The sequence below is a fragment of the Methylobacterium sp. 2A genome (assembly GCF_009806555.1).
In the GTDB taxonomy this organism is placed as follows: Bacteria; Pseudomonadota; Alphaproteobacteria; order Rhizobiales; family Beijerinckiaceae; genus Methylobacterium.
The window spans coordinates 163,687-176,399 of sequence record NZ_VUOK01000003.1 but is presented as its reverse complement, the minus strand read 5'-3'; the positions used below and the strand labels follow the sequence as shown (position 1 = coordinate 176,399).

At 69.5% G+C, this 12,713-nt stretch carries 12 protein-coding genes; 10 read left to right on the top strand and 2 right to left on the bottom strand.

All coding sequences use genetic code 11. The features are described 5' to 3' along the window. Positions 1-161 precede the first annotated feature (161 nt). From FVE89_RS01110 to FVE89_RS01080, 7 genes are all read left to right on the top strand, one after another. Entirely contained in the window at positions 162-2,528 is a 2,367-nt protein-coding gene (locus FVE89_RS01110; RefSeq protein WP_160532413.1) for a UvrD-helicase domain-containing protein, read from the top strand. 431 nt (positions 2,529-2,959) lie between these two features. Continuing rightward, a complete protein-coding gene (locus tag FVE89_RS01105) occupies positions 2,960-3,676 on the top strand; it encodes a PhoH family protein (RefSeq protein WP_160532412.1) in 717 nt (238 codons plus the stop codon). Positions 3,677-3,808: 132 nt separating this feature from the next. After that, positions 3,809-4,066 (top strand): hypothetical protein, encoded by a 258-nt coding sequence (locus tag FVE89_RS01100; RefSeq protein ID WP_160532411.1) that lies wholly within the window; start codon positions 3,809-3,811, stop codon positions 4,064-4,066. 148 nt (positions 4,067-4,214) lie between these two features. After that, positions 4,215-4,499, top strand: coding sequence for an accessory factor UbiK family protein (locus FVE89_RS01095; protein ID WP_160532410.1), 285 nt, complete (start codon positions 4,215-4,217; stop codon positions 4,497-4,499). Positions 4,500-4,805: 306 nt separating this feature from the next. After that, complete coding sequence (locus FVE89_RS01090; protein ID WP_160532409.1) at positions 4,806-5,315, top strand: YbjN domain-containing protein; 510 nt, start codon at positions 4,806-4,808, stop codon at positions 5,313-5,315. A 26-nt stretch (positions 5,316-5,341) separates the two neighbouring features. After that, positions 5,342-6,145: a pyrroline-5-carboxylate reductase gene (gene proC / locus FVE89_RS01085; RefSeq protein WP_160532408.1), complete on the top strand. Its 804-nt coding sequence runs from the start codon at positions 5,342-5,344 to the stop codon at positions 6,143-6,145. A 103-nt stretch (positions 6,146-6,248) separates the two neighbouring features. Then, positions 6,249-7,070: a TetR/AcrR family transcriptional regulator gene (locus FVE89_RS01080; RefSeq protein ID WP_202130503.1), complete on the top strand. Its 822-nt coding sequence runs from the start codon at positions 6,249-6,251 to the stop codon at positions 7,068-7,070. 25 nt (positions 7,071-7,095) lie between these two features. On the opposite strand, the gene FVE89_RS01075 is transcribed toward FVE89_RS01080, so the two are convergent. Together FVE89_RS01075 and FVE89_RS01070 are read right to left on the bottom strand one after the other, a co-directional pair. Then, positions 7,096-9,048 carry a HAMP domain-containing methyl-accepting chemotaxis protein gene (locus tag FVE89_RS01075; protein ID WP_246730438.1) on the bottom strand — a complete coding sequence of 651 codons (1,953 nt, stop codon included), beginning with the start codon at positions 9,046-9,048 and terminating at the stop codon, positions 7,096-7,098. 608 nt (positions 9,049-9,656) lie between these two features. Continuing rightward, positions 9,657-10,091, bottom strand: coding sequence for a histidine kinase (locus FVE89_RS01070; RefSeq protein ID WP_160532407.1), 435 nt, complete (start codon positions 10,089-10,091; stop codon positions 9,657-9,659). Between the two features lie 230 nt (positions 10,092-10,321). Here FVE89_RS01070 and argJ point away from each other — a divergent pair, with 230 nt between their 5' ends. The 3 genes from argJ to FVE89_RS01055 are packed head-to-tail and all read left to right on the top strand — an operon-like array spanning position 10,322 to position 12,707. Beyond that, a complete protein-coding gene (argJ, locus tag FVE89_RS01065) occupies positions 10,322-11,572 on the top strand; it encodes a bifunctional glutamate N-acetyltransferase/amino-acid acetyltransferase ArgJ (protein WP_160532406.1) in 1,251 nt (416 codons plus the stop codon). Beyond that, entirely contained in the window at positions 11,569-12,282 is a 714-nt protein-coding gene (locus tag FVE89_RS01060; protein ID WP_160532405.1) for an SIMPL domain-containing protein, read from the top strand. The genes argJ and FVE89_RS01060 overlap by 4 nt, the downstream gene beginning before the upstream one ends. Continuing rightward, complete coding sequence (locus tag FVE89_RS01055; RefSeq protein WP_160532404.1) at positions 12,279-12,707, top strand: (deoxy)nucleoside triphosphate pyrophosphohydrolase; 429 nt, start codon at positions 12,279-12,281, stop codon at positions 12,705-12,707. The genes FVE89_RS01060 and FVE89_RS01055 overlap by 4 nt, the downstream gene beginning before the upstream one ends. The last annotated feature ends 6 nt before the right edge of the window (positions 12,708-12,713 follow it).

The window sequence follows — 12,713 nt, the reverse complement described above, 5'->3', positions numbered from 1 at the left end:
TTCCCGTCCACCAAGCGTAGATCGCGACCGATCAAACCGTCCCCAAACCTACAGCGCGCCGCGAAGTGTGTGCGGATCGGACGGCTCTCACCCCACACCCACCGGTCGCATCCCACCCGAACCACCTCGACGCCGTTCGCGATTTGGTCCAGGGAAGCGGGATGCAGAACCGCCCGCATGCGCAGCCCGCCGGGGACGGCGCTCCGTCCTCCTCCATCGCCGCCCGCGCCATGGGCGCGCTCCGCCGCGACGCCGCCGCCTACCTCGACGGCCTCAACCCGGAGCAGCGCCGCGCCGTCGAGACCACGGAGGGCCCGGTCCTCGTGCTGGCCGGGGCCGGCACCGGCAAGACCCGGGTTCTGACCACCCGCATCGCGCACCTGATCGCCACCAACCGGGCGCGCCCCTTCGACATCCTGGCGGTGACCTTCACCAACAAGGCCGCCCGGGAGATGAAGCACCGGATCGGCGCGCTGATCGGCCCGGCCGGCGAGGGCATGCCCTGGCTCGGCACCTTCCACGCCATCGGCACCAAGATCCTGCGCCGCCATGCCGAGCTGGTCGGGCTGAAATCCGACTTCACCATCCTCGGCACCGACGACCAGCTCCGGCTGATGAAGCAGGTCATCGCCGATCAGAACGTCGACGAGAAGCGCTGGCCCGCCCGGGCTCTGGCCTCGGCCATCGACGGCTGGAAGAACCGCGGCCTCGGCCCCGAGCAGGTGCCCCCGGGCGAGGCCTCTTCCTTCGCGTTCGGCAAGGGCGGCGCGCTCTACACCGCCTATCAGGCCCGGCTGGCCACGCTGAACGCCGTCGATTTCGGCGATCTTCTGCTTCTCTGCCTCAAGCTCTGGCGCGAGAACCCCGACGTCCTGGCCAACTATCAGGACCGCTTCCGCTACATCCTGGTGGACGAGTATCAGGACACCAACGTCGCCCAGTACCTCTGGCTGAGATTGCTGGCGCAATCCCGAAAGAATATCGCCTGCGTGGGCGACGACGACCAGTCGATCTATGGCTGGCGCGGCGCGGAGGTCGACAACATCCTCCGGTTCGAGCACGATTTTCCCGGCGCGGTGGTGGTGCGGCTGGAGCGCAACTACCGCTCGACCGGTCACATCCTGGCGGCCGCCTCGGGGCTGATCGCCAAGAACGAGAGCCGGCTCGGCAAGACCCTGCGCACCGACGACGAGCCGGGCGAGCGCGTCACTGTCACGGGGGCCTGGGATTCCGAGGAGGAGGCGCGGCTGCTCGCCGAGTCGATCGAATCCCTGCAGGCCAAACAGCATCCCCTGTCGGAGATCGCCGTGCTGGTGCGGATCTCCGCGCAGATGCGCGAGATCGAGGACCGGTTCGTCCAGCTCGGGCTGCCCTATCGGGTGATCGGCGGCCCGCGCTTCTACGAACGGGCCGAGATCCGCGACGCCCTGGCCTATCTGCGCGCCACCGTGAACGTCAGCGACGACCTCGCCTTCGAGCGGATCGCCAACACCCCGAAGCGCGGCCTGGGCGACGCCACGCTCCAGCAGCTCCACACCTATGGCCGCGCCAACCGCGTCCCCCTGCGGATCGCCGCCGAGCGCCTGTGCGAGACCGATGAGCTGAAGCCCCGGGTCCGCTCCACCCTGCGGGCGCTCACCGAGAGCTTTTCCCGCTGGGCGCGGCTCGTGGAATCGCAGCCGCACAGCGAGGTCGCGCAGACCATCCTGGAGGAATCCGGCTACACCGAGATGTGGCAGAAGGACCGCTCGGCCGACGCCGCCGGGCGCCTGGAGAACCTCAAGGAATTCGTCCGCTCCATGGAGGAATTCCCCGACATGGCGGCCTTCCTGGAGCACGTCTCCCTGGTGATGGAGGCCTCCGAGGCCGAGGGGGCCGAGCGGGTCTCGCTGATGACGCTCCACGCCGCCAAGGGGCTCGAATTCGACACCGTGTTCCTGCCCGGCTGGGAGGACGGCCTGTTCCCCAACCAGCGCGCGCTCGACGAGAGCGGCCGGGCCGGCCTGGAGGAGGAGCGGCGGCTCGCCCATGTCGGCCTCACCCGGGCGCGCAAGCGCGCAAAACTCTCCTTCGCGGTGAACCGGCGCATCCACGGCCTGTGGTCCTCGACCATCCCGTCCCGGTTCATCGACGAGTTGCCGGAATCGGCGGTCGACGTGGTCGAGGCCCCGGCGCATTTCTCAGCCGGCGCCTCGCGGTTCGACCGCAACCCGACGCCCTTCGGGTCGAGCTACGGCACGCCCGGCTGGCAGCGGGCGCAGGCCAACACGGCGCCGCAAGGCGGCCGCGGCTTCGGCTCCGGGCCGGGCGGGCGTTCGGGCGGACAGCGCGGCGGCCCGCGCCAGATCGAGGGCGAGCTGATCGCCAAGTCCACGGGCGCGCCCTCGGCGTTCCAGGCCGGTCAGCGGGTCTTCCACACCAAGTTCGGCCCCGGAACGATCGCCGGCGTGGACGGCAACAAGCTGACCGTTGACTTCGACAAGGCCGGCCGGAAGATGGTCCTCGACAGCTTCATCCAGGCCGGGTGAGGCCCGTCCCGCCGATCAAGCCCGGACGTTCCAGGGCGGCAGGGTCGGCCGGCTTCGCCCGAGCGGGCGGGGAGGATCGTGATCGTGCCGGATGCCGCGTCATCGCGTCTCCCCCATCCCGAGCCTCATTCCAAGCCTGATGCATCCGCGCCAGCACGGCGACTTTTTCGAACCGGCCGAGTCCACCGTCACCCCCCGGTCACACCCTGCGCGCAATCGTGGGGCACGAATCACGCTGGTGCGACAGTTGCATTGCGTATTCGGCCGCGCGCGGCATGTCGTGACGCTCTCCACAGGCGGACGAGCGCGGCGCGGAACCTTTGGGAAGGGGCCCGTATTAGTTCCGCGAAAGACGTAAATCCGGGAGCAAATAGGTAAACGGCAGTTCAGCGACAAATCCAGGTTGGCAAGTCCCGTTGGAGTGTACATCCATGAAGAGACGCCGCGCACGCCTTGAACTGGTTGAAGACCGTACGTCCCGTATTCACCGCACACGCTTCGACGAAGAACGCAACCTCGCTCCGATCCAACCTCTCACCGAACGCCAGGCCGAATACCTCGATGCCCTCGCCCGCTCCCCGCAGGTCATCGTCCTGGGGCCCGCCGGCACCGGCAAGACCTTCATCGCCGGCACCCGCGCCGCCGACCAGCTCCGCCAGCGCCGCATCGCCAAGGTGGTCATCACCCGCCCGAACGTGCCCTCGGGCCGCTCGCTCGGCTACTTCCCCGGAACCCTCGAGGAGAAGATCGCCCCCTGGGTCGCCCCGCTGACCGAGGCCATGAAGGAACGGATGGGCGCGGCCGCCTTCGAGATCGCGCTCAAGGCCGGCGACATCGAGATCGTCCCGTTCGAGGTGATGCGCGGGCGCACCTTCAAGAACTGCCTCGTGATCCTCGACGAGGCGCAGAACACCACGACCAACGAGATCAAGATGTTCCTGACCCGGATCGGCGACGATTGTCAGGTCATCATCAACGGCGACGTGTCGCAAACCGACCTGCGCGAGACCTCCGGCCTGCGCACGGTGATGCATCTCGTCAAAAGCCGGATGATGCCGATACCGGTGGTTGAGTTTACCCGCAACGACATCGTCCGCTCCGGCATCTGCGCCGAGTGGGTGAAGGCGTTCGAGGAAACGAATCTCTAAGTCAGAAGTTGATGGCGGCGGGCCCTCGACGGTCCGCCGTGCCGCCCGCGGCACGAGACGACTCTCCGCACCTCCCGTCCGGGAGGATGAACCGGGCCTCATACCCGGCCATCAGAGAATTGGAGTCTCCTCGTGAGGAAACTGACCTTCGCCTTCGCCGTGCTGGCCTCGCTGGGCGGTGCCGCCCTCGTGCAGCCCGCTTCCGCGGCCCCCGCCATGCCGGGCGCCGTCGCTGCCCCCGACGCCGTGACCCAGGTCCGGATGACGCCCATGGAGCATCACCGCATGCACCGGCGGATGGAGCGCCGCATGATGCATCACCGCATGCACCGCCGGATGGAACGGCGGATGATGCACCACCGCATGCATCGCCGCATGCACCGCATGTGAGTTCGGTGCGGAGCGGGGTCCGATCCGGCCCTGCTCCGCGACCCGGACGATCCGGACGTTGCTCCGCGCACCGAAGATTCCTATCTCGTCAGCTCGAATCGCGCCGTCAGGCGGCCGTCGCGGCAGCCGGCCGATCCGGGAGACCCCGATGCCCCCCTCCAATCGCCTGTTCGACGACCTCGCCCGCCTGATGACCGATGCGGCCGGTGCCGCGCAGGGCGTGCGCCGCGAGGCCGAGACCGTGGTCCGGGCCCAGCTCGAACGCGTCATCCGTGATCTCGACATCGCCTCCCGGGAAGAGCTCGACGTCCTGCGCGACCTCGTCACCAGCCTGCAGGCGCAGAACGAGGCCCTCACGGCCCGCGTCGCGGCCCTCGAGGCGAAATCCGGCCCCGCCGCAGCGGGCGCGGCCGGCCTGAGCGAGGTGGTCTGAGCCGCGGTCTGAGTCCGCGCGGCAACGCGGGGGGCTTTTACACAGGAAGCCGCAGCGATGACCCGGTTTCCTGTTCACCGATTATGACCTGCACTTTGTGTCGCGAGTCACGGCCGGTTTATAGTCGGGCATAGGGTGATTCGGGGGCTGCGGGGCGATGTCCGCGGAGCTTCGACAGTCGATCGCATCACCCCCGGCGCAGATCGGCCGGCCGTTAAAGGTCTCGGGGTGTTCTCGGCACTCCGGTTTCGCATCACCGCTCACGACGGGCCGGATTTCTCGACCGGACCGTCCTTTTGGATCGTCATGCCGCTGCTCAACGTCGACTTTCACGATCCGGATAGGAACGAGCATCCGCTCGACGTCGTCGAACGTCTGGCGTCCCTGCGCGATTGGATCTTCGACCGGGCCGAGACCGACGAGATGTCGGTGACGAGCCCCGGCCGCTGGACCGATTACAACGTGGCCTTCACCTGGATCGAGGATGTGGAGGCGTTGCACGTCGCCTGCGCGTTCGATCTCAAGGTTCCGGACCGGCAGCGGACCGAGGTGATGCGCCTCGTCGCGCTGATCAACGAGCAGCTCTGGGTCGGGCATTTCGACCTGTGGTCGAGCGACAGCGTGGTGATGTTCCGCCACGCGCTCCTGCTGACGGGCGGCGCGGTTCCGACACACCCGCAATGCGCCACCATGATGAAGACCGCGGTGGAGGCCTGCGAGCGCTATTATCAAGCCTTCCAGTTCGTGCTCTGGGCCGGCAAGAGCGCCCGCGAGGCGCTGGACGCCGTCCTGTTCGAGACCGAAGGCGAGGCGTGAGCGCCCCGGGGGCGAACGCGGCATCGATGCCCGCCTCGCTGGTCCTGGCCGGGGCCGGCAAGATGGGCGGAGCGATGCTGGCGGGCTGGTTGGCGGCGGGGCTCGATCCGCGCCGCACCACCCTCATCGACCCCGTGCCCAGCCGCGAGATCGTCGATCTGTGCGCGGAACGGGGGCTCGCCCTCAATCCGCCGGACCCCGAGCCCGGTGCCGTGCTGGTCTTAGGGATCAAGCCGCAGGGGCTGGAGGCGGCGGCACCCGGCCTCGACCGGCTGATCGGCCGCGACACGCTCGTCGTCTCGATCCTGGCCGGCAAGACCGTGGCGAACCTGCACGAGCGGCTTCCCCGCGCGCGGGCCGTCGTTCGGGCGATGCCGAACCTGCCCGCCAGCATCGGCCGGGGCGCCACCGGCGCCTACGCGAATCCCGACGTCACGCCCGGGCAACGCGCCTCCGCGGACGCCCTGCTGGCGGCGAACGGCACCGTCGCGTGGCTCGCCGACGAGGCGCAGATCGACGCGGTGACGGCGGTCTCGGGCTCCGGACCGGCCTATGTCTTTCTTCTGGTCGAGGCTTTGGCCGAGGCGGGCGTCGCGGCCGGGCTTGCCCCGGAAGTGGCGCGCCGTCTCGCCCGGGCGACGGTCTCGGGGGCGGGTGCGCTCCTCGACGCGAACCAAGCGGACGCGGCGGAGTTGCGCCGCAACGTGACCTCTCCCGGCGGCACCACGGCGGCGGCCCTCGACGTGCTGATGCGCCCGGACGGGCTCGGCGCGCTGATGCGGGAGGCCGTGGCGGCGGCCCGCCGGCGGGCGGGGGAACTCGCCGGCTGACATCCGGTCGGCCCCGTGCGGCATGGCCGCGCGAAACCCCTGCCTTTCCGCGGCGGATTGCCTACATCAGGCGCGACGACCGACAGGAGCGGGCGACGGATCCATGACTGAGAGCAAAGGCCCCGCGAAGCGTCCCCGCAAGGCCGCGAGCCCAGCCAGAGCGGGCGGCGCGCCCGAGAGCGTTGCGCAGGAGCGCGTTGCGCCCGAGGCCTCTGCTGGAGCGAACGCCGCGCCCGACGACACCCCGCCGAAGCTGCCGCCCCGGGAAGCCGCCGTCGAGGCGCTGATGCGGCTCGCCGCCGAGCAGCCCTGGAACGATATCGAGATCGGCGACATCGCTCAGGAGGCGGGACTGACGCTGGCCGAGCTGCGCGATCTGTTCCCGTCGAAGGGGGCAATCCTCGGCGGCCTGACCCGGATCATCGACCGCAAGGTTCTCGAGGGAGACCTCGCGGGCCTTGAAGAGGAGCCGACCCGCGAGCGCCTGTTCGACGTGCTGATGCGCCGCCTGGACGCGATGGAGCCCTACAAGCCCGCGCTCCGCCGGATCGCCTACGCGCTGCGCGGCGAGCCGCTGTCGATGCTGGCGCTGAACGGCGTCATGCTGAACTCGCACCGTTACATGCTGGCCGCGGCCGGGATCGACACCGAGGGACCGCTCGGCCAGCTGAAGCTTCAGGGCGTGGTGATCGCCTTCGCCCGCGTGACCCAGACCTGGCTCGACGACGACGATCCGGCGCTCGCCCGGACGATGGCCCGGCTCGACAAGGAGATCCGCAACGGCGAGCGCATCATGGAGCGGGCCGAGGATGTCCGGCGGCTCACGGCGCCGCTGCGCGCGCTGGGCCGCTCGTTCCTCGACCGCCGGCCGCGCGAGCGGCGCGACCGGGACGGCGACGAGACGGACCCCGCCGCCGCGATCTGAGAGCGGCGGCGACGCCCGGCCCGGACTACACGGCCTGGATATCGTTCAGGAAGTTGTCGACCTCCTGCTTGACGGCCAGCGACTGCCTGGCCAGCTCGGCCGCCGCGTTCAGCACCTGCGTGGCGGCGCTGCCGGTCTCGCTGGCCGAGGCCAGCACCCGCGACACGTTGGATGAGACGTCCTGCGTGCCCTGCGCCGCCTCGCTGGCATTGCGGGAGATCTCGCTCGTCGCCGCCGTCTGCTCCACCACCGTGGAGGCGATGGCTCCGCTGATCTCGTTCACGCTCGCGATCGTGCGGGCGATCTGCTGCATTGCCTGCCCGGCCTGGGCGGTGGCCGTCTGGATCGCGGCGATGAGCTCGCCGATCTGATCGGTCGCCTTGGCGGTCTGGCCGGCCAATTCCTTCACCTCGGCCGCCACCACCGCGAAGCCCCGTCCCGCTTCGCCGGCACGCGCTGCCTCGATCGTGGCATTGAGCGCCAGGAGGTTGGTCTGGGCCGCGATGCCCGAGATCGTCGTCACCGCCGCGCCGATCTGCTCGGAAGCCGCTTGCAGGCTGGCCATGGCGGCGTTGCTCGCATCGGCCTCGTGGGCGGCGAGGCTGGCCGCCTCGTTGGCGCGGAGCACCTGCCGCTCGATCTCCTGGAGCGAGGAGACCATCTCCTCGGCCGCCGCCGCTACGGTCTCGACATTCATGGACGCCAGGTCGGCGGCCGTGGTCGAGGCCATCGCCTGGGCATTGGTGTCATCGGCGATCTGCGTCATCGAATGGGCCGTGGCGTCGAGTTCGTTGGTGGCCAGGGTGACAATCCCAAGGGAAGCAGCCACCCTTTGATCGAAGATCTCGACGAGCTGTTCGCGCCGCTCAGCCCGGCGCAGGCGGGCCGCCTGCTCGGCGGCCTGGGCGGCCTCCAGCTCGGCCCTGGCAATGGCGTTGCGGCGGAACACCTCCACGGCCTTGGCCATGGCACCGAGCTCGCCCGCGGCCTCCTGCGAGGGGACCACGAGATCCGTGTCGCCGTTGGCGAGGCGCGCCATGGCCTTCACCATGCCGTCGATAGGCCGGATGATGCTGCGCGCGATGATGGAGGCCAGGGTCACGCCGATGATCAGGGCGAGCGTGCCGAGGCCGATCTCGATGCGCCAGGCGCGCAGGGCCGTCTCGGCGGTCGACGTCTTGATTTGCGCCGTCGTCGCCAGAATCCGCTTGCGGAGTTCGGCGCAGTTCGCCGCGATGGCGCCCGTATGCGGCTTGATGCCGGTCTCGTACATCGCTTTCGATGCGGCCGCCGCCTCGTGAAAAGCGCCAAGCTCCGCCCTGTAGGGGACGAGTGCGTTCGCGATGTCTCTCACCCGCCCGGCAATCGCCGCGGAGCCATGGTCCTGCAGGTCCTGGAGAGCGGCGCTGGCCTGCTCGATCTTCCCTCGAAATTCGTCCTGATAGAGCGGATCGTGATCGATGATGGAGCGCGCGGCCGAGAGGCGTGAGGCCAGCACGGCATTCTGGACGCGGCTGACCTGCAGCTTGGTCCCATCGTCGCCATCCCGACCGAGATCGGCGACCAGCCCCTCGACCAGCTCGGTCAGGTTGTTGCCCGCCTTGATGATGCGCTGCCGCGTGGCATCGAGCCGGGAACCGGCCTCCGCGAGACGGTTCAAGTCGGCCTTCATCGCAGCCGCATCGTCGACGATGGCGCGATAACGGACTCTCCCGATTTCTGTCAGGGCCTTGGCCATGCGTTGCGCGGCGATTTCCTCGAGCGAGCGCCGGACCTCCTGCAGGACGGGGATCTGCGCGGCGTCCAGCGCCACGCGGTAATACTCAGCCTTGGCCGCGAGCTGGGCGGCGAGGCCGTCCATCGCGATGATCTCCTGCGCACTCTCCTGGATGAAGCTCAGGTGTTCATATTCCTGATCGAGATTATCCTGCTGGTAAGTTGCGAAAGCTCCGATGACAGCAGCGATCGCAACGAGCAACGCGAATCCGGCATACAGGCGGATACGTATTCCGATCTTCACAGGGAGTCAGCCTTTTCGGTTGGATAGATTTTTTGGGGCAAACTCCACTAGGAAGCGAATTGCTCGTGACAAGTTTGTGTCAAATCAGGATCTTAACTTGAAGTTATTCGCCACGTATCCAGATCACTCACAAATCAATACAGCATGTCCAGCGGCAGCAACCCCATAGTCATCGCAAGCATATGCGAAGATCAATCACATTATATTGTGAAGACCGGTCTAAATTCTTTGGCCCCGGAACCGCGATCACGTCACACAACCTGAACGAGACGATATCCGTGAGATCTCGACACCCGGAACATGACACTCTTGGGCCGCCGGATCATCCGGTCCTCAGCGGAATGGCCGTCCCGGCCTTGGCCCGAGATCCGGACTTGCGTTCGATCGACCAGTGCTTGAACCCTGGTTCCCCGCAGGACAGCTTGGCGGTGACAACGCGAATCGGACCGCTCCAGGGCGTCCGACGTTTCGTGAGGTGCCCGAGCATGCTCGGCTCGGGTCACGGCGCCGATCGGTCCCGCGGCGCACATGCTCGGATAGCGTGAAGGGGCGTTCGGCGTGCCCGATCAGGCGGCGCGATCACCCAGCGCTTCGCGCATCAGGGTCGCCACCCTGCCGCTCTGGAGCTGGTCGTGGCGGACGCGCAGCGCGTCGGGGATCTGGGCCGGCGCCTCCGGTTCCGGATCATCGAGCGCGTCGCCCGCGAGCACGATGCGCAGGCCCGGGCGCAGGGTCCGCGCCTCGACAGCCAGCTGTGCGCAGCACAGGCCGCCCTGCAGGCCGGAATCCACCACCATCACGTCCACCGGCAGGCCCAGCGCCAGGACCGTCATGGCGTCGATGCCGCGGTCGCAGGCAGTGACCTGATAGCCCAGCAGGCGGACCTGCGCGGCCACCTCGTCGCGCCAGCGCTTGTGGCGACCGACGACCAGAACCTGAATCCGGTAGCATCCGCCCTGGGGCATCGTGCTGGAGGCAGTCGTGACGTCGGGCGTGGACATTCCGAACTCGACTTCGCGCTCGCATTGCGATGCAGCATGCTATGCCGGGTTGTAATTCGGACGCAAGCCTGCCGCCGCGGAGGCGCCGCATTTCGCGCCGTCTGCGCACAATGAGGCGGCAGACGGGATCCCCGACCAGAGATCGGGCACACGGTTGACGCAGCCTGGGTCCTGCGCTCAACACCGGGCCGCCCGCGGGACCCCACCGCGCGCTCCCGGAGCCTGAGCCGATGTCGTCCGCGAAATCCCCGCCCGTCTCCCCGCTGGCGCCCACCGCGACGCCCGAGCTGCCCCCGCTTCCGGGAGTGCGAATCGCCACCGCCCAGGCCGGGATCCGCTACAGCGGCCGGACCGATGTGCTCTACGTCGCGCTGGAGCCCGGCACGCGGGCGGCCGGCGTGTTCACCCGCTCGAAATGCCCCTCGGCACCGGTCGACTGGTGCCGCGAGGCGCTGGCCGAGGGGTCGGCGCGGGCGCTGGTGGTCAATTCCGGCAACGCCAACGCGTTCACGGGCCGACTCGGCCGGGAGGCGGTCGCCCGCACCGTCGAGATCGCCGCGCAGGCGGCGGGCTGCGGCCCCCAAGAGGTCTACGTCGCCTCGACCGGCGTGATCGGCGAGCCGCTGCCGGCCGAGCGCTTCGAGGGCGTTCTGGCCGACTGCGCGGCCCGCGCCACGGACGGCTCCGCCGCCTGGGCCGAGGCGGCGCGCGCCATCATGACCACCGACACCTTCCCGAAGCTCGCGACCCGCACGGCCACGATCGACGGCGTGCCGGTGACGATCAACGGCATCGCCAAGGGCGCCGGCATGATCGCCCCCGACATGGCGACGATGCTGTCCTTCGTGTTCACCGATGCCGCCCTGCCCCAGGCGGTGCTGCAATCCCTCCTCTCGGCCGGCGCGAAGACCAGCTTCAACTGCGTCACGGTGGACGGCGACACCTCCACCTCCGACACGCTGATGCTGTTCGCCACCGCCAGGGCCGGCAATGCGGCTTTGTCGGACCCGGCCGATCCGCGGCTTTCGGGTTTCCGGGAGGCCCTGGACAGCCTGCTGATCGAGCTGGCGCAGCTCGTCGCCAAGGACGGCGAGGGCGCGCGCAAGTTCGTCACCGTCCGGGTCACGGGGGCCGAGAGCGATTCGTCGGCCCACCGCATCGCGATGTCGATCGCCAATTCGCCGCTGGTGAAGACCGCGGTGGCGGGCGAGGACGCCAATTGGGGGCGGGTGGTGATGGCGGTCGGCAAGGCCGGCGAGCCCGCCGACCGCGACCGGCTCGCCATCTGGTTCGGCGACGTGCGCGTGGCCGTCCAGGGGGCCCGGGACCCGGATTACAGCGAGGCGGCGGCGAGCGCGGTGATGCGCGAGCCGGAGATCGAGATCCGGGTGGATCTGGGCCTCGGCGCGGGTCAGGCCCGTGTCTGGACCTGCGATCTGACCAAGGCCTATATCGAGATCAACGGGGATTACCGCTCGTGAGGGCAGCCCTGGCCGGCGTCCTCCTGATCGCTGCGCTCTCAACCGGGGCCCGGGCCGACGATTCGGCCTGCGCCCGCCATATCAGCGTGGTCGGCCGCGCCGCGGAGGCGCGGGTGCCGGATTTCGCCGAGGTGACGGTGGGCATCGAGGCGCGTGCGCCCGATGCGGCCGCGGCCCTCGACGCGGCCTCGAAGGCGGTGACGGGCGTCTCGGCGCAGGCCCGCGCCCTCGGCGTGCCGGCGGCCGATATCGGCACCGCGGCTGTCTCGCTGCAAGCCGCCACACGATCGGTGGCCCGGCCAGGGGGCGGCCTCACCGAGGAGCCGGACGGTTACCGGGCGAGCAACTTCGTGAGCGTCCGCCTCGCCGACATGGACCGGCTCGGCGACCTCCTGCGCCAGGCTCTTGAGGCCGGCGCGAACCGGATCGACGGCGTCGGCTTCGGCCTGCGCGATCCCGACAAACTCGACGCCACCCTCCAGGTGGCGGCGGCCCGGGACGCCCGCAGCCGGGCCGCGGCGCTCGCCGACGCCCTCGGCGTCAAGCTCGGCCCGCTCTGCACGTTGGGACCCGCGGGCGGCACACCCTACGCGCTCGCGAACCGCGCCCTGGCGGCGCCGATGGCCGCCAAGGGCCGGCGCGTCCCGATCGAGGCCGGCACGATCCAGATGTCCTCCGAAGTCGCGGCCACCTTCGCGGTGACGCCATGAGTGCCCCCGGGACGGCCGGCCCGCGCCTTCTCCTCGTGGTGGCCGTGGCCCTGGTCGATGTCGATGGCCGCGTGCTGGTGAGCGAGCGCCCGGCAGGCAAGCAGCTCGCCGGCCTGTGGGAATTTCCCGGCGGCAAGGTCGAGGCCGGCGAGCGGCCGGAAGAGACGCTGATCCGGGAACTCTCCGAGGAACTCGGCATCCGGGTCGAGGAGCCGTGCCTCGCGCCCCTGACCTTCGCCAGCCACGCCTATCCGGATTTCCACCTCCTGATGCCGCTCTACGTCTGCCGGCGCTGGACCGGCACGCCGCAGCCGATGGAGGGGCAGGCGCTGAAATGGGTCCGGCCGAAGGCTTTACGCGATCTCGCGATGCCCCCCGCCGACGCGCCGCTGATCCCGTTCCTGATCGACCTCCTGGAGGTGTGAGTCCTC

Excerpts from the sequence above, each read along its gene's own strand:
- FVE89_RS01110 (WP_160532413.1), top strand. The coding sequence starts at position 162 with ATGCAGAACCGCCCGCATGCGCAGCCCGCCGGGGACGGCGCTCCGTCC.
- FVE89_RS01105 (WP_160532412.1), top strand. The coding sequence starts at position 2,960 with ATGAAGAGACGCCGCGCACGCCTTGAACTGGTTGAAGACCGTACGTCC.
- FVE89_RS01095 (WP_160532410.1), top strand. The coding sequence starts at position 4,215 with ATGCCCCCCTCCAATCGCCTGTTCGACGACCTCGCCCGCCTGATGACC.
- FVE89_RS01090 (WP_160532409.1), top strand. The coding sequence starts at position 4,806 with ATGCCGCTGCTCAACGTCGACTTTCACGATCCGGATAGGAACGAGCAT.
- proC (WP_160532408.1), top strand. The coding sequence starts at position 5,342 with ATGCCCGCCTCGCTGGTCCTGGCCGGGGCCGGCAAGATGGGCGGAGCG.
- FVE89_RS01080 (WP_202130503.1), top strand. The coding sequence starts at position 6,249 with ATGACTGAGAGCAAAGGCCCCGCGAAGCGTCCCCGCAAGGCCGCGAGC.
- FVE89_RS01070 (WP_160532407.1), bottom strand. The coding sequence starts at position 10,091 with ATGTCCACGCCCGACGTCACGACTGCCTCCAGCACGATGCCCCAGGGC.
- argJ (WP_160532406.1), top strand. The coding sequence starts at position 10,322 with ATGTCGTCCGCGAAATCCCCGCCCGTCTCCCCGCTGGCGCCCACCGCG.
- FVE89_RS01055 (WP_160532404.1), top strand. The coding sequence starts at position 12,279 with ATGAGTGCCCCCGGGACGGCCGGCCCGCGCCTTCTCCTCGTGGTGGCC.